Raw genomic sequence first — 16387 nt, 5'->3', positions numbered from 1 at the left:
ACGCGGAACTTGAGAAGTGCAATGCCTGGAACGAGAATTCTTCGGCGGCTGTATTGAGAGCGCAGAGAGGAGCCGAGATCGATGGCCGAGACCCTCGACAGCAAGTCCTCCCTGGCCGAACACGCCTACGAGGTGCTTCGTCACCGACTCATCATGCTCGACATCGCGCCCGGTGACGCGATCAACGAGGCATCACTGAGCGCCGAGCTTGGCGTCGGCAGGACGCCGATCCGCGAGGCCCTCAAGCGGCTCGAAGGTGAGCATCTGGTCAATTCGTACCCACGGCGCGGGACCTTCGCGAGCAATGTCGATCTCACGGACCTGGCCGCGATCACCGAGATGCGCGAGGCGCTCGAGCCGATCGCCGCCCGTCGGGCCGCTCGGAACATCACGCCCGAACTGCGCGCGGAGTTCGCCGAAACGATCACGGCGATCAAGAACCTCGACCCCGAGCAGGATGCGCGCACGCTCATCGAGCGCGACCTCGGCGTCCATCGCCTCATCTACCGCGCGGTCGACAATCTCCACCTGCAGGAGACCCTCGTCCACCTCGACGACCTCGCCACGCGCATCTGGTGCCTCGTGCTGCCGCGGATCCCCGACCTCATCGGCCACATCCGCGAGCACATCGGCCTCCTCGAAGGCATCCTCTCCGGCGATGAAGACCAAGTCGCCTCCCACGCAGGCGAGCACGTCCGCGAATTCGAAGCCACCATCCGGTCCGCACTCACCTAGCCTGCACAGCGGCCACGTTCGATAGCGCCTAGACCCCGCAGCACGCGAAGAACCACCCGCCACCTGCGTGATCACATAATGTTGACTGGATCACATCCGCACGATAGTCTCTCCAACGACTGACATATCAGTTGTTGATCTGAAAGATCTGGACTGGACGGTCGCCTTTGCGCATGGCAACGCCGTCAGCCGACCGACTCTGACCTGACCCTCAACGAAGAAGGAACACATGGCAGACAACACCTCCACCACCACTCACCTGGCCACCACCGAGAAGACCAGCATCCTGCGGGTCATCACCTACGCCGGGGCGATCATCGCCTTCCTCATCGGCTCCGGGTTCGCCACCGGCCAGGAGATCCTCCAGTACTACGCCTCTTATGGGTTCTGGGGCGTCTTCGGCACCGGCTCGATCGTCCTCATCCTCATCTCCTATGTCGCCGTCGAGTTCTTCCTCACCGGCCGGCGTGAGCAGTTCGAGAAGCCCTCGGGCGTCTTCTACCACTACTGCGGGAAGTACCTCGGAACGTTCTTCGACTACTTCTCGATCCTCTTCGTGTTCCTGAGCTTCACCGTGATGATCTCCGGAGCCGGAGCCGTATTCGAGGAGTACTACGGGTTTTCGAAGTTCATCGGCGGAATCGCCTTGGCCGCCGTCGTCGGACTCACCGTGTGGTTCGGCCTGACCAGCCTCGTCGACGTCATCGGCAAGATCGGCCCGATCATCGTCATCGTGGCGATTGCACTGGGTATCTACGGAATCGTCCGCGATCCCGAGGGCATCTCGACCGGCAACGCGATGCTGCCCAACCTCGACGTCACCCAGGCCTCGTCGAACTGGCTCCTCTTCGGCCTGTCCTACGTCGGCTTCTGCATGCTCTGGCTCGCCGCCTTCCTCACGGCCCTCGGCAAGACCGTGAAGAACCGTCGCGAGGCCACGGCCGGCGGCCTCGTCGGCGGGATCGCGTTCTCGCTGGCGTGCATGGTCGTCGGGCTCGGGCTGCTCGCGAACATGGCGCAGGTCTATGACGCCGAGATCCCCATGCTCGTCCTCGCCGGTGACCTCGGCCCGTGGATCGGCGCCCTCATCTCCGTGATGATCCTCGCCGGCATCTACACCACGGCCATCCCGCTGCTGTGGACGGTCTCGGCGCGCTTCTTCGACGACAAGACGAAGAAGTTCAAGTACCTGACGATCGGCCTCGCCGCCCTCGGCACGGTCATCGGCCTCGTCCTGCCGTTTTCGCAGATGGTCAACGTCGTCTACGTCATCAACGGCTACGTCGGCATCGTGCTCCTGGCGCTGATGATCATCCGCACCATCCGCCACCTTGCCACCCGCAGCAAGGTCTGAGCCCTTCCGTCACCGAGGCGACTCGTCGTCCCGCTCTCACCGTCGCTGCGGCGCCGGTGAAGGCGGGATTCGCTGCTCTAACGTCCGCCGAGACGCTGGGAGATCCGTTGCGCGGCCTGGACGCAGTGGTCCCCGAGTTCGGCGACCCGTTTCGCATCGGTGCGGAACTTCGGCGCTGCGATGAGGACCGCGGCGACGACCGCGCCTCGGTGGTCGCGCACTGACGCGGCGATGCCGACCTCGTTCGGTGAGGTCTCGGCATCATTGAGGGCATAGGCGGCCCCGTCGGTCCGTTCTTCACCGTCCGCGGCCTCGAGGAAGACCTTCACCGAGGCACTGCCATCCGTCCGATACCGTGATCCCAGACTGGAGGTGTGCTTGACCGGCTGGGGACTCGGTATCTGTTCGACCGTGATCGCTTCCGCCCCGTCCCACACCATCAGTGCGCTCGTCTCCGAAGTCGCACGTGTCAGGGCCTGCAGGATCGGGTAAGCGGCACGTCGCACATCGAGGTCGGCCAGCAGAGGTCCGGCGATAGCGATGATTCCGAGGCCGAGGCGATACTGCTTGGACGGCACCTGCTCGACGATCCCTTCCTGCTCGAGCGAGGCAAGGATGCGGGACACCGTGCTCTTGTGCAGCCCCACGCGTGGGGCGATCTCGGTGACACCGAGCTCCTGCCGGTCGGGCGAGAAGCAACGCAGAATCGCCACGGTGTTCTCGATGACCGAGGCACCGCGGCCCGTGGACTCAGAATTCGAACTGGTGCGAGGCATGCTCTCACCTTATTCCCATTCCCCGACCCCGGCCTGCTGCCACGGGGTCGGGGAGAGCAGAGTTCCCATTCTCGGCTCTCCCCGTCCACGGAACCGAGAGCAGCGCCATCGGTCACTGTCGTGACACTGGAACCTTGTCCTCGACAGATTCAGGCCGGAATGATGTTGTGGTCGGGACCGAACGGGAACTTCGTGATGTCTTCGGAGCCGTGCTCACCGACGACGACGATGTCGTGCTCCCGATACCCGCCGGCACCGGGCTGACCTTCCGGCACCGTGATCATCGGTTCCATGGAGATGACCATGCCCGGCTCGATCACGGTGTCGATGTCCTCACGCAGCTCCAGGCCCGCCTCCCGACCGTAGTAATGGCTGAGGACGCCGAAGGAGTGCCCATATCCGAAGGTGCGATTTCCGAAGAGGCCGTGCTCGATGTAGATCTCGTTGAGTTCGGCCGCGATGTCCTTGCACACGGCGCCGGGTTTGATGAGCTCGATCCCGCGCTTGTGCACCTCGACATTGACGTTCCACAGCTCGAGCGACCGCTCGTCGGGCTCGCCGTAGAACAGGGTCCGCTCCAATGCCGTGTAGTAGCCCGAGGGCATTGCGAAACAGTTGAGGCTGAGAATGTCGCCCTTGCGGATCTTCCTCGTCGTCGCCCAGTTATGTGCACCGTCGGTGTTGATTCCCGACTGGAACCACACCCAGGTATCCCTGATCTCTTGGCTGGGGAAGGTCTTCGCGATCTCGTGGATCATCGCCTCGGTGCCGATGAGGGCGAGTTCGTATTCGCTGATGCCCTCGGTGATGGCGGTCTTGATCGCCTCACCGCCGAGGTCACCGATCCGGGCGCTGTGCTTGATCACCTCGATCTCTTCGTCCGATTTGATCATCCGCTGCCGCATCGAGGCTTGGGCGATGTCGACGAGTTCGGCCTCGGGGAAGGCTGCCTGCAGTCGGTTGCGGTTGTCCAGGGGAAGGTTGTCGTCCTCGACGCCGAGGCGGCGCGGCGCGGTGATGCCTCGTTCGCGGAGACCTTCCTGGATCGCATGGTAGTAGTTGTCACGTCGCCAGTCCGTGTAGACGATGTTCTCGCCGTAGCTGGTCCGCCAGGGCATACCCGCATCGATGTTCGCCGTGATTGTCACGGTGTTGTCGGCGGTGACAACCATCGCATAGGAGCGCCCGAAGTAGGTGAAGAGGAAGTCCGAGTAGTACTTGATGTTGTGATACGAGGTCAGGATCACGGCGTCGAGTTCCTTCTCAGCCATGATCGTTCGCAGCCCGGTCAGTCGGCGTTCCATCTCTGCGTCGGTGAAGGTCAGCGGCGTCTTCGAGCCGTTGTGGAGCACCTTGAGGCGGTCGAGGTCAGCGGTGGAGGCGTTGTCGGCAAAGGTGGTCATTGTTCTCTCCTATTCGTTCTGCACAGCTGTCCCAATGGGGCTGCTGGGTGTGTTTCCGCGCGGTCTCAGACTTCGCGCAGGGGCTTGTGGAAGGTCTCCTTGGCGCAGATGACCGCGCCGAGGCAGACAGCGGCCGCGGCCATGAGGTACCAGCCGGGGGCCAAGTTCGAATGCGTCAGGCCGATGAGCAGGGTCGCCATGAAGGGAGCCGTGCCGCCGAAGAGTGCGTTCGAGACATTGAAGCTGACCGCGAATCCGGTGTATCGGATCTTCGTCGGGAACATCTCAGCGAGGAAGCTCGGCAGTGTGCCGTCGTTGAGCGTGAGCATCGCACCGAGCCCGATCTCGACGAGGACGACGACGGTGAAGCTGCCGGCGTCGAGGAGCATGAACGCGGGCACTGTGAGTGCGATGAAAGCGATGGACGCGATGGTGAGCATCCGCTTGCGACCGAACCGGTCGGAGGCGAGTCCGGTGAGCAGGATGAACCCGATGTAGGTCACAAGCGCAATGGTCGTAGCGATGAAAGATTCGGTCGCCTCGTAGCCGAGTTCGGTCGTGAGGTAGGTGGGCATATAAGTGAGGACGACGTAAAAGCCGACCGCGTTGAGCAGCACCGCACACATCGAGATGAGCAGGGGACGCCAGTGGTCGCGGAACATCGCGAACACGGGGGCCTTGATGACTTCGTCCTGCTGTGCGAGTTCGCGGAAGGCCGGGGTGTCCTCGAGACGGGTCCGGATGTAGCGGCCGATGAGTCCCATGGGGGCGGCGAGGAAGAACGGGAGCCTCCAGCCCCAGCTCTCCAGCTGGCCATCGCTGAGCGTGGCCGAGAGGACCGCGGCGAGTACCGAGCCGAGGAGCAGTCCGGTCGCGGTGCTGGCGGGGACCACCGCGGCATAGAGGCCGCGGCGGCGGGGAGGAGCGTATTCGACGAGGAAGGCGGAGGCGCCTGCATACTCGCCGGCCGCAGAGAAGCCCTGCACGAGCCGGACGAGCAGCAGCAGCACGGGGGCGAAGAGCCCGGCCATGGCGTAGCTCGGCAGCAGTCCGATCGCAAAGGTGGAGACCGACATGATGAGGATCGACACGGACAGCGCGGAGCGGCGTCCGATTTTGTCGCCGATGTGTCCCCAGATGAAACCGCCGACGGGACGGACGACGAATGACACGGCGAAGACCGCGAAGGTCGACAGCAGCGCGAGGTTGCCTTCGGACTCGGGGAAGAAGACGATCGCGATCGTGGTCGCGAAGTAGCCGTAGACGCCGTAGTCGAACCATTCGACGAAGTTGCCGACGAAGCTCGCGGAGACAACGCGCCGCAGGGTGCGCTTCTGCTCGAGTGTGGGCTGGGTGGGCGACGGCTCTTCCGTCTTCGCCGCGTCGTTGTTCTCTGGAGCGAGGTCGGACTTCATTGTCTTCTCCATCATCGTGAGCGGTGCCGGCGCACCAATCAATATTGGTGGCCGTCCAAGCATGTTGCATTCTTTACAACTGCGTTGCATCCCAGACTATGGCGCTCCATGCCTCGGGTCAAGGGATTCCCACCGAACGATTGACCGCCGGTGTCGAACCACAGCAGACACGATTTCGCTCATGGATCGAATCGGAGGTGCATCGAATCGGAAAATGCACAGGCTCGAAGCGCGCCAGGACACGAAAGGCTCCTGCACATGCAGAAGGCCCCGAGCGACATATTCGTCGCACGGGGCCTTCACCACATCACGGAGTAGACCGCGCAGTATCGCCTACCTGCTCGAGACCCGCCCGAACAGGTTCGCGATCGGGGCCAGCAGCAGCGGCCTGGCCGCGAACCACCCGGCCACGACCACGACCATCGCCACGAGGAACCAGATGAGCCCGGCCCATCCGACCACGTCGGTGCCGGCGAACATATAGCCGAGGTTCTGCCGCAGCCCGGTCGCGAACACGAGGAACACGTGGACGAGGATGAAGAACACGAAGAACAGCATCGTCGGGAAGTGGATCGCCCGAGCCAACGGCGCCGGGTAGATCTTGTTCAGCCTCGAAGCGTCCTTCGGCCACCATTCGCTCATCCGCACACCCGTGATCGCAGCCAGCGGTGCGGCGATGAACACGACGATGAAGTACATCAGCTGCTGCAGCGCGTTGTAGTTGACCCACGCATCTTCCATCGGCCATTCCATCGTCGCGTACTGCAGCATCGCCGACAGTGCGTTCGGGAAGACTTCCCAACTGGTCGGCACGATCCGCGCCCAGTGTCCGGAGACGAAGAGCAGCACGACGAAGACGACACCATTGGCCAGCCACAGCAGGTCGAGACCCGTGTGCAGCCAGAGGTTGATGCTGACCTTCTTCCCGCCCTTCTTCGGGGTGTAGAACGCCGGCGGCTTCTGCTGGTGTCGCACCTGCAGACCCGAACGGATGATGAGCACCATGAAGAAGATATTGAGGAAGTGCGTCCACCGCACCCAGCCCGGGAAGCCCGGATCGACGAACTCGGGGATGTGGTACTCGCCCGGGTAGCGTTCGAGGAACTCCGGCACACCCGGCAGCGTCGTGACACCGCGCGCGGCGAGGATGAGGATCCCGGCCACAACGATGAGACCGCCGAGTCCCAGCCCGACGAGCTTGGACCACTGTCCCAGCGACTTCGAACCGATCATGACCGGTTCCTTCTTCGCTGCAGGCTTCGCCGAGGCGGCGCTGCCCGAACCAGAAGACGTCGACTTCGCAGCCGGTTTCGCGGAGGCCGTGGACTTCGCGGCAGGCGTCTCCGCAGTCCGGGCCGCAGGCTTCTCCGCCGACTTCGCGGCGGGCTTGGCCATCGGCTTGCGCTGGGCAGGCTTGTCCGCGGTCTTCGCCGCGGGTTTGCCCATGGGTTGGCGCTGAGCGGGTTTCTTCTCGTCCGCGTCGGAGGACTTCTCCGAACTCGCCGAGGCGGCTCCCGCTGCGGCGGCACCTGCGCCGGCGGCAGCTCCCGCACCTGCGGCTGCCGCACCGGCACCGACTCCACCGATTCCGGTGCGTCGGCCCTGAGGCTTTTTGTCTGCGTCGTCTCCGGCGGCTGCAGCTGTCGGCTTGGATTCCTGCTTCGCGGCTGCTTCGGACTGTGCGTCTTCGGCAGGCTTGTCAGCATCAGAGCCTGCGGCTTCAGCAGACTGCGCGTCAGCCGAAGAGGCGGTCGCGCCGGCAGCAGGCTTGGCGGCCGCCGCAGGTGCGAAGCCTTCCGGTGGCCAGGGGTCTCCGCCGGCGGTGCGCGGAAGTCCCCGGCGCAGCGGAACATCGGAGAGCTCTCCGGAGCCCGAGCTGCTCGAGCCAGCCGCGACCGCTCCGGCGCCTGCGGCACCAGCAGCACCGGCTCCTGCGGCGACAGCTGCGGGAGCTGCGAGAGAGGATTCAGAGGAAGTGTCTGCCGAAGCTGCTTCGGCAGAATCACCCTGCGCAGCGGATTCGTCCGCAACCTCGTCAGCGGGCGCGGTCGCTGCTGGAGCAGCGGATGCCCCTGCGGCCTTGACGCCTGCGGGCGCGAAGCCTTCTGGCGGCCAGGGCTCTCCACCCTCGACGCGAGGAAGGCCGCGGCGCAGGGGCACCTCGGCGGCACCGGCTGCGGCGGATTCGGGGGCACGGGACTCGGTGTCGGCGGCCTCTTCGTCATCCGAATCGGATGCGACTGCGGCAGCACCGACAGCGGCTCCCGCCCCGGCACCCGCGGCAGCCGGAACAGCGGAACTCGACTCCTCAGTCGAATCGTCGGCAGAAGGCTCTTCGGCTGAGCCGGTCATGTCCTCGGCAGGGGCACCCGCATCCTCGGCGGACGCAGGTCCTCCGGCCGGTGCGGCAGCCGCACCAGCGGCCTTCACTCCGGCAGGAGCGAAGCCTTCCGGCGGCCAGGGCTCTCCACCCTCTACGCGCGGCAGACCGCGGCGCAGCGGCACCTCGGCCTCCGCGGCGACACCGGCCGCGCCGGCTCCCGCTGCGACACCGGCACCAGACGACGGAGCGTCATCCGAATCGTCGGCAGTGTCTTCGGCGTCAGCGGAGACGGCGGTCTCCGTCGGTTCCTCGATGTCGGTCACATCGGACTCGACCGCCTCGGCGGGGGAACCTTCATCCAGTTCCTCCGTGTCGGATATCTCCGGCAGCCACGACGCACCCTCTTCCAAGGGCTCGCCGATGGTGCCCTCCGGGGGCCAGGGGTCTCCGCCTTCGACCCGGGGCAGACCCGAGCGCAGCGAACTGGAATAGGTTGCCATATCAGGACTTGTTCTCGTTCAGTGATTCGATGGCCTGGGGAACGACCTTGAACAGGTCGCCGACGACGCCGAAGTCGGCGATGTCGAAGATCGGGGCTTCTCCGTCCTTGTTGACCGCAACGATGGTCTTCGAGGTCTGCATTCCGGCCTTGTGCTGAATCGCACCGGAGATGCCGAGCGCGACATAGAGCTGCGGGGACACGGACACACCGGTCTGACCGACCTGGTGCGACTGCGCGATGTAGCCGGCGTCGACGGCCGCACGGGAAGCACCGACGGCAGCGCCGAGGGTGTCGGCGAAATCGCCGACGAGTTCGAAGGACTCCTCCGAGCCGACACCGCGGCCACCGGAGACGACCTTCTGCGCACCGCGCAGTTCGGGACGTGAGGAAGTCTCGACGACGGCTTCGAACGAATCGATCGCTGCAGAGCGCTTACCCGAATCGGCGACATCGAGGGCCTGCGTGTTCGCCGACTGCGCTTCGGCGCGGGCTTCGATCGCGCCCAGACGCACGGTGACGATGGGGGCACCGAAGGTCGGAGCCGACGACGCGGTGTAGCCGCCGCCGTAGACGGAGTGGCCTGCCACGATGCCCTCGGAGTCGCGCTCGAGTCCGGTGGCGTCGACGGATACAGCCGATCCGCTGCGCACGGCATAGCGGCCGGCGATGTCACGCCCGTCGAGCGTATTGGGCACGAGAACGGCGTCGGGAGCGGTGAGCTCGGCGGCTGCGGCCACGGCGTCGACGGCCGCGGTGCCGAGGTTGCCCTCGGTGACTGCAGCGGTCAGTGTCGCGGTGGCACCGAGTTCGGCGGCCTTCTCGGCAGCGGCGTCGGCGCTGCCGGCGGCGAGCACGAGGGCGACAGGCGAGCCGATCTCAGCGGCACCGCCGAGCAGTTCGGCGGCCGGCTTCTCCAATTGGCCCTCGGCATCGGCAGTGAGGACGACGAGAATGGAATCCTGCGGGAATTCTGACATGACGATTCTCCTTAGGCCAGACGGTTCTTGGTGAGGTATTCGGCGAGTTCGACTCCGCCATTGCCTTCGTCGACGACCTTCTCGCCGGCCTCACGCGGCGGCTTCTCGGCGACGGTGACCATGATCGACCGGGCCACGGACTGGTCCTCGGCGTCGATGTCGAGATCGGACAGGCTGATGACTTCGAAGGGCTTCTTCTTCGCGGCCATGATGCCCTTGAAGTTCGGGAAACGGGCTTCGGGCAGCGCCTCGGTGATGGAGATGACGGCCGGAAGTTCGGCCGAGACCTGCTGCTGGCCGCCTTCGACGCCGCGAGTGCCCGCGACCTTGCCGTCGGCCAGCTCCACGGTCGACAGACCGGTCACGTGCGGGTAGTCGAGGTGCTCGGCGAGCATCGCGGGGATCATTCCGCCGTTGCCGTCGGTCGAGACGTTCCCGGTGACGACGAGGTCGTATTCGCCGCGGCGCAGGGCGGCGGCGAGCACCTCGGCTGTGAGACCGAGGTCGGCTCCTGCCAGACTTTCATCAGCCACGTGCACAGCATTGTCCGCACCCATGGCCAGGCCCTTGCGGATCGTCGCGGTCGCGGTGTCCGGTGCCATCGAGATGACGGTCACCTCGGTGTCGCCGTCACTGTCTTTCTGGGTCAGTGCGACCTCGAGGGCGCGCTCACCGATCTCATCGAGGACGGCTTCCGAGGCACCGCGATCGGCGAGCCCGGTTTCCAAGTTCAGTTTGCGGTCGCCGTAGGTATCCGGGACCTCTTTGACCAACACCGCGATCTTCAAGGATGACTCCTTAGGTTCGTGAAGCAGCTCCAGCTGCAATGAGACTTTCGTCTCATAATCTACAGGTGGCTGATTTCCGTCCGTTGACCGGGTCCAGACGGAACCGATCATGTGTCCACGATCCATGGTACGTGCTGGGAACCACAGACGTGCTCGTTACTGTACGAACGATCGACAGAATTTGTCCAATACCCCAAGCAGGCTTCGCGCCGAAGAAGGAGCGGCCCCGCGCCGAGGCGGCGACACCTCCCGTGCAGGGGCGGGGCCCTAGAATGGGGTCAGGCCGTGAGCATGCGGTCAGACCGACCTCTCCCGACCGACACCGCTTCGGTTCGGGCGGGCAGGACGCGAACATCAACGGTGAAGGAGCGCCCCGTGGCATTCGACCTCGATGACATCGACCGCAGCATCATCGCCGCCCTCGTCGAGGATTCGCGCCTGAGCGTGCGCCAGCTGGCCGAACGCGTCCATATCTCCCGTTCCGCCGCGCATAAGCGCTTCACCACCCTCATCGAATCGGGTGCGATCAGGAAATTCACCGCCGAGGTGGACCGCGGAGCCCTCGGCATGACCGTGACCGCGGTCGTCGTCGTCAAGATCGGCGAGCGTCCGTGGCCGCAGGTCCGCGATGACCTGGCCGCCCTGCCCTTCGTCGAGAAGGTGCAGGCCGTCAGCGGTGACATCGACGCCCTGGTCACTGTCAATGCTCCGGACAACACGGCGCTCTCACAGGTCATCCTGCGCCGGATCCACGAAGTCGCCGGCGTCGTGTCCTCCCGGTCGCTGCTCATCCTCGACGAGGCGGAAGGGCACCGGCCCGGATCCGGCTGAGTCACGAAGCTGATCAGTCCTTCTGGTACTCCTGGAGGGCCTCCTCCGCCATCTTCAGTCCGTATTCCGCATCGGAGTAGCCGGCGATCGTTGCCTTGCCGATCGGGTAGACATGGCCGGCCTCGGCCGCGGGCAGCTCCTTGAACACCGCCGATTCCGTCAGCGTCGTGGTCAGCTCGTCGTAGTCACCGCGCAGATCGGAGTTGACGAAGATGATGTCGGCATCGCTCAGGCTCTTGTCGAGGACCTCCATGGAGATCTGTGCCTCCGGCTCGACCTTTCCTGACTTATTGCCGCCCTGCGCGGCCTCGCCGTACTTCTCCACCATCGTGTCCTCGTCAGCCGACCAGTCGAAGCCGAGCGGGCTGAGGATGGTGCCGAGCATGTTCTCACTGCCCCACAGGAAGGCGGAGTTGTCTTCGAATGATGAGGCCGCGCCGATCGTCGTGCCCTTCGTGACATCGGCGTACTCATCGGCGATCCGCTTCTGCTCGGCTTCGAACTCGCTGTCGAGCGCTTCGAGTTCGTCGGATCGATTGATCGCCTCGGCGACTTCCTCGACGCGCTGCTTCCATTTCCCACGATCGCCGCCGCGCAGAGTGAATTGGTAGACGGGAGCGATCTCCTGCAGCTGCTCGATCATCTCGGGTTCCTGCGTATTCGGCGACAGAATGAGGTCGGGTTCCGCCTCGGCGATCTTCTCGAGATCCGGCTCCTCCTGAGCAACCACCGGAATCTCGCCCAACTGGTCCACCCATTCTTCCGGCACGCCCGTTTCCACGAACGCACCCTGCCTCACGGGCGGGAAGTCGAGGTCCATGAGCGTCTCCGTCGCCGCGTAGTGGAGCGTGACGATGCTCTGCGGGTCGGCAGGCACCTCGACCTCGGTCCCGCTCGAGTCGGTGACCGTGCGCGTCTCGTTCGAAGCCTCGCCAGAGGCCTCCGCGTCGCCGCCGCCTCCGCAGCCGGCAAGCAGCGCCAAGCCTGCGGCACCTGCGACCACGGCACCTCTGATGCCATTGATTCTCATGCCAACCTGTGTCTTTCTGTCAGGCGAACCATCGGCTCGATCAGTTCCGATGGTTCGGTTCCACGGTGGAAATCTGTCTGCCGGCGTCGGCCAGGACTCAGCGTCTGCCGGCGATGACGGCGCGGTGGAATCGTCCGAAGCCCCAACCGATGTCGACGACATCGACGGAGGCGATTCCGAGCTCGACGAGGAGTTCTCGCACCTCGCGGCTCGTCCATGAGGCGTGGCCGGTGGTGGTGAAGGTGGCCACGAGCTCTTCGGCCTGGTGGTCGTCGACTTCGGCCTCGTCTGTGAAGGGTTCGACGACGACGAGGCTGTCGCTGTTCTCGATCACGCGCGCAAGCAGACCGCGGGCCTCGACCCGCGAGCGACCGGTCAGGCCCGCGAGGACGAGGGTCGCCTCGACCTTCGGCCAGGCCTGTTCGCCGGTCAGCGCCGCGGCGGCGGCGGGGGTGTGGATGGTGCGCCCGGATTCGGGTGCCTTCCGGGTCAGGGCGGCGGCCACCTCGGCGCCGGCATCGCCGGTCAGGGCGACGCTCGACGCGGTCGCGATGGGCTCGAGGTCGAGGATGATGTCGAGGACGTATCGGAGGTGGTCGAGGGTGCGGCTGCGGTGGGCTGCATCGAGGTTCTCATCGGCGGCACGCTGGTCGTGCCAGGTCAGCGCCTGCGTCGCCGAGGCTCGCGAGGTCCTGGCCGCGAACCCGCCGCGGAGGACGTCGATGAGATCGACGATGGAGAAGAGATCGAGCAGCGCCGAATCCCCGAGGTCGAGGCCGTCGGCCGAGCCTTCGCTCGTGAGCACCGCACCGGTCGGGGTGTTCCGGTAGCCCTCACCCTCGCGTTCGAGCAGTCCGAGTGAGCACATCGCGGTGAGGACGACGCGGATGCCGTCAGTGTCGATGCCGGTCTCGGCCGCGATCGCCTCAGCGGTGGTGATGCCTCCGGCGATGAGGTCGTTGAGGCCGAAAGTCACGGCCGCGCGGGTGATGATCGGGGGCAGGATCTCGGTCATCTCATGGACCTGTTCGAGAACGTCGAGAGAGGATTCGGGGCTCGCCGAGGCGGCTGCGCCGTCCGTGGAGCCGGTCCCATCCGTGGAGGAGGTCCCGGCCATGGAGCCAGGGGAGCTGACGATAGCAGTAACGGTGCCGGACGTGGGGGCGCCGGCGGCGGGAGACGCACCAGAAGTGGGGGCGGCCGCCTCGGCGATGGTGCTGCGGTCGGCGACGGGGCTCTGGTCAGTGACGGTGTGACTGCCGACCTCGGCGCGGCGCTCTGCCGGCAGCTTCCGCCAGTAGCCGACGACCTCGACGTCTTCCTTGGGTAGGCCGACATCCCGGCGCAGATAGCGGCGGATGGGTGCGATGGTCAGCGTCTCGCCCGCGCACCACGCGAAGGTGCGACCTGCGGGCAGGTCCAGGTTCTTCACGGCTTCATACAGCAGGGTCGATTCGCCCGGAGCTGTAGAGCCGCGGATGAGCCAGTCGATCTCGACGTCCGCCTCGGTGGGGATGTCCTGGATGTCGTCGGCGGTGGGGACTTCGACGATGATGTGGCCGCGGGTGCCTGCAGGAGCCTCTTCGAGCCACCGTCCGACGGCGGGCAGCGCCGTCTCGTCGGCGACGAGGAGGTTGAAGTCGATGCCGTCGGCCAGGCCGGCGCAGGTCTTCGGCCCTGCGAAGCTGATGCGCTGACCGATCGCAGCGCCGAAGGCCCAGTCCGAGGCGAGACCGGAATCGTGTCGGACGACATCGAAGGTGAAGGAGTTGTTCTCGGGATCGACGCTGCGGACGGTGTAGTCACGGGCGCGGTTGAGGGCTTCACGGTTCCACTTGAAGCGGAACTCCTCCTGCTCGCCGATGTCGAAGTCGGTGCCGTCGGGCGGCGGGATGACGAGTTTCACGTGATCGTCGAAGCCCTCGGAGCGGAATGCAGGCCGTGCCATCCCGTCGACATCAGCCTCCGCCAATTGATCGCCGGCCACTGTCAGGCGTCGCATATTGGGGGTGATGTCCGCGATGCCGGTGACTTCCACCTCGCGCAGGATGATCGGCAGCACCTGCAGAGGCCTGGAAGTACGCGGCATGTATTCAGCTCCGAGGGTTCTTGACGTATGAAACAGTGAGACACAGAGTAGTCGGACTCAACACTTCAAGCAGGTGTGTCAACTGCCTTAGACAAGACCGATGTTCCCTATATCTCATAGGTGAGCCTAACCTGAGATCACAGGAGGTGCAACCATTTCCCGGAAATCTCAGTTCTCCTCGTGGCCCCAGCCCGTGAGCAGCACGACCGCGGCACCGGCGACGATGCGATGGAAATGTCGTGGCACGTTCGGCGAACCATCGGCAGCGCGCTCGAGGATCCCGTATCCGATGAGGGTCTCGATCACCTTCCCCGCCATCTCATCCATCGCCTGAATGAGATCCTCGTCCAGCTCCAACTCGGGGCGTTCGGGCGCCGCCTCGGCGTCGAGGATCTCAGCGATGCGCTGAGCGAGCAGGAGTCGGCTGGTGTCCGGACTGCTGTCGCCGACCATGTCCGCAGCATTGCCCAGCAGCTCATGGATGAAGGACCCGACGAGCGGCAGGGCCGTCTCGGCGGGGACGTCACCGGCACGCCACTGCTCGGCGGCACTGCCCGGGCGGACCTTTGTGCCGGTGAGTTCGATGATGCCGGCCAACTGCAGGACATTCCAGATCTCGTCGAATGTGGGCACCTCGTCGATGCTGCGCACGTACCTGACGCCGTCCTCGACACGGGCGTTCGCTGCGACTCCGACGGCGTTGATGTCGAACTTCGCGACCACCTCGGCGATATCGGCACGCTTCACGCGTCCCTTGCCGGTCACCGCTCGGCCCTCGCCGATCCATTCGAGCAGGCCGGTGACCCCATCGACGAGGAGGTTGGACGGCAGCGGAGCGGCGGCCTCCTCCTCGTCGAGTGCGCTGGATTCGATCTGGTTCATGAGCATCGCCGGCAGCGGGTCCGTCCGCATGCCTGCCGCTTCGGCGTGTGTGTGGACCTCGTCCCAGCGTGCCGGGTCCTCGTCGGTGTCCATGCGGAAGTGGAGGTAGTCGTCAAGCGCCTCGAGGCTGTCGACGAAGATGGCTGTGGACCTGTCACTTTCGCCCTTGCTGCCATCGGCGGCGAAGCCCTCGAGGACGTCGAGGAGGTCGAGGACTCCTTCGGGCTCCTCGATGGAGATGCCGGCGGACACGGCGATGCAGAAGAGGAGGTGGGCGGACGCGAAGATCTCGGAATCCTCGCCGGGGTCGTCGAGTTCGTCCGACAGCCAGTCGCGGAAGCGCTGATTGAGCGGCATCTCGTGGACGATCGCTTCGACCTCGTCCATCCGCGTGTCGATATCCGTCTCAGCGTCGGCAGCCGACCCGCCGCCGGCAAGCAGCTGGTCCTCCGCGGTCTGCCCGCCGAGCCAAGCGGGCAGTTCGGCCTGGATCGTTTCAGCATCGTGGACAGCGCCGTCGGTTTGTGCCGATGTTCCCGCACACGAACCCGCGACCGGTTCCGGATAGCCGGCCAGAGGCATGAGCTCGTCAACGACCTCCTCTGCAGGCACCTTGTTCGCCCTGCTCAGCCGCGTGACTGCGGCGGCGACGGCGAGCATGGATCCCTCGAGGACGGGCAGCCCGCTGTTGCCGGCGATGAGGCGGTCGAGGCTGTCGACGACGCGCCCCTTGTGCGCCAGGGCCAGGATGTCGCGGGCCACGGCGCGGGACTTCTTCGCCCGCCACTTCGGTGCCATGACTCCGCCGAGCCTGGGCCCGTAGGTCTCGTCGGTGAACCATTCGTCAACCAACCCCATGGCCGCACCGGTCACCTGCGCGACGCTCGGGGCGAAGTCCTCGGGGTCCGAAGGCAGTGAGGACACGACCGCCGATGCACCGTCGACATCTCCGGCGGCAACGGCGAGAGCGAACTCCCGCAGCTCGGCCAACGCCAGCCCGCGATGGGCTCCGACCGGTGTGAACAGGCGGCGGTTGTACTGCGCCTGCGCCTTTTCCATGGCTGCGTGGAATTCGGCTTCGGTGAAGTCCGCATTCGGGTCATCGATGTCGATGCCTTCGGCCTTGAGGAACGGCGCCATCTCCTGCATGAGCTCGTCGGCCATGCCGGGACTGTGGCTCACTCGGCCGGCAGCGGCCTGCTCGAGGAATTCCGGGCTTTCGAAGAAAGATGACACAAATGGCTCCTGCCGAAGGGGTGGACGGAAGCATCAACCGTAGCAA

12 protein-coding genes are annotated in these 16387 nt (G+C 65.4%); 3 read left to right on the top strand and 9 right to left on the bottom strand.

The window, feature by feature from the left end; all coding sequences use genetic code 11:
• Positions 1–81: 81 nt before the first annotated feature.
• Positions 82–735 carry a GntR family transcriptional regulator gene (locus tag EB835_RS03890; protein ID WP_135808142.1) on the top strand — a complete coding sequence of 218 codons (654 nt, stop codon included), beginning with the start codon at positions 82–84 and terminating at the stop codon, positions 733–735.
• A gap of 229 nt (positions 736–964) precedes the next feature.
• On the top strand, positions 965–2089 hold the full coding sequence (locus EB835_RS03885; protein WP_135808141.1) for a YkvI family membrane protein: 1125 nt from the start codon (positions 965–967) through the stop codon (positions 2087–2089).
• Positions 2090–2166: 77 nt separating this feature from the next.
• On the opposite strand, the gene EB835_RS03880 is transcribed toward EB835_RS03885, so the two are convergent.
• From EB835_RS03880 to EB835_RS03855, 6 genes are all read right to left on the bottom strand, one after another.
• Positions 2167–2865, bottom strand: coding sequence for an IclR family transcriptional regulator (locus EB835_RS03880; RefSeq protein ID WP_135808140.1), 699 nt, complete (start codon positions 2863–2865; stop codon positions 2167–2169).
• Between the two features lie 149 nt (positions 2866–3014).
• Positions 3015–4268: an aminopeptidase P family protein gene (locus tag EB835_RS03875; RefSeq protein ID WP_135808139.1), complete on the bottom strand. Its 1254-nt coding sequence runs from the start codon at positions 4266–4268 to the stop codon at positions 3015–3017.
• Positions 4269–4333: 65 nt separating this feature from the next.
• Positions 4334–5683 (bottom strand): MFS transporter, encoded by a 1350-nt coding sequence (locus EB835_RS03870; protein WP_205749860.1) that lies wholly within the window; start codon positions 5681–5683, stop codon positions 4334–4336.
• A gap of 333 nt (positions 5684–6016) precedes the next feature.
• On the bottom strand, positions 6017–8506 hold the full coding sequence (locus EB835_RS03865; RefSeq protein WP_135808138.1) for a cytochrome b/b6 domain-containing protein: 2490 nt from the start codon (positions 8504–8506) through the stop codon (positions 6017–6019).
• A 1-nt stretch (position 8507) separates the two neighbouring features.
• A complete protein-coding gene (locus EB835_RS03860; protein WP_135808137.1) occupies positions 8508–9485 on the bottom strand; it encodes an electron transfer flavoprotein subunit alpha/FixB family protein in 978 nt (325 codons plus the stop codon).
• An 11-nt stretch (positions 9486–9496) separates the two neighbouring features.
• Complete coding sequence (locus EB835_RS03855) at positions 9497–10273, bottom strand: electron transfer flavoprotein subunit beta/FixA family protein (protein ID WP_135808136.1); 777 nt, start codon at positions 10271–10273, stop codon at positions 9497–9499.
• Positions 10274–10648: 375 nt separating this feature from the next.
• Here EB835_RS03855 and EB835_RS03850 point away from each other — a divergent pair, with 375 nt between their 5' ends.
• Complete coding sequence (locus EB835_RS03850) at positions 10649–11104, top strand: Lrp/AsnC family transcriptional regulator (protein ID WP_135808135.1); 456 nt, start codon at positions 10649–10651, stop codon at positions 11102–11104.
• A 13-nt stretch (positions 11105–11117) separates the two neighbouring features.
• Here EB835_RS03850 and EB835_RS03845 read toward each other — a convergent pair whose 3' ends face one another.
• From EB835_RS03845 to EB835_RS03835, 3 genes are all read right to left on the bottom strand, one after another.
• Entirely contained in the window at positions 11118–12134 is a 1017-nt protein-coding gene (locus EB835_RS03845) for an ABC transporter substrate-binding protein (RefSeq protein WP_168216626.1), read from the bottom strand.
• 97 nt (positions 12135–12231) lie between these two features.
• On the bottom strand, positions 12232–14223 hold the full coding sequence (locus EB835_RS03840) for a siderophore-interacting protein (RefSeq protein WP_135808133.1): 1992 nt from the start codon (positions 14221–14223) through the stop codon (positions 12232–12234).
• Positions 14224–14391: 168 nt separating this feature from the next.
• Positions 14392–16341, bottom strand: coding sequence for a hypothetical protein (locus EB835_RS03835; RefSeq protein WP_135808132.1), 1950 nt, complete (start codon positions 16339–16341; stop codon positions 14392–14394).
• Positions 16342–16387: the final 46 nt, after the last annotated feature.

This window comes from Brevibacterium sp. S22 (assembly GCF_004745485.1).
GTDB lineage: Bacteria > Actinomycetota > Actinomycetes > Actinomycetales > Brevibacteriaceae > Brevibacterium.
The sequence above is the reverse complement of the archived record's forward strand: the minus strand, read 5'-3'. Positions and strand labels throughout refer to the sequence as shown.

Excerpts from the sequence above, each read along its gene's own strand:
- EB835_RS03865 (WP_135808138.1), bottom strand. The coding sequence starts at position 8,506 with ATGGCAACCTATTCCAGTTCGCTGCGCTCGGGTCTGCCCCGGGTCGAA.
- EB835_RS03860 (WP_135808137.1), bottom strand. The coding sequence starts at position 9,485 with ATGTCAGAATTCCCGCAGGATTCCATTCTCGTCGTCCTCACTGCCGAT.
- EB835_RS03885 (WP_135808141.1), top strand. The coding sequence starts at position 965 with ATGGCAGACAACACCTCCACCACCACTCACCTGGCCACCACCGAGAAG.
- EB835_RS03870 (WP_205749860.1), bottom strand. The coding sequence starts at position 5,683 with ATGAAGTCCGACCTCGCTCCAGAGAACAACGACGCGGCGAAGACGGAA.
- EB835_RS03890 (WP_135808142.1), top strand. The coding sequence starts at position 82 with ATGGCCGAGACCCTCGACAGCAAGTCCTCCCTGGCCGAACACGCCTAC.
- EB835_RS03875 (WP_135808139.1), bottom strand. The coding sequence starts at position 4,268 with ATGACCACCTTTGCCGACAACGCCTCCACCGCTGACCTCGACCGCCTC.
- EB835_RS03845 (WP_168216626.1), bottom strand. The coding sequence starts at position 12,134 with ATGAGAATCAATGGCATCAGAGGTGCCGTGGTCGCAGGTGCCGCAGGC.
- EB835_RS03840 (WP_135808133.1), bottom strand. The coding sequence starts at position 14,223 with ATGCCGCGTACTTCCAGGCCTCTGCAGGTGCTGCCGATCATCCTGCGC.
- EB835_RS03880 (WP_135808140.1), bottom strand. The coding sequence starts at position 2,865 with ATGCCTCGCACCAGTTCGAATTCTGAGTCCACGGGCCGCGGTGCCTCG.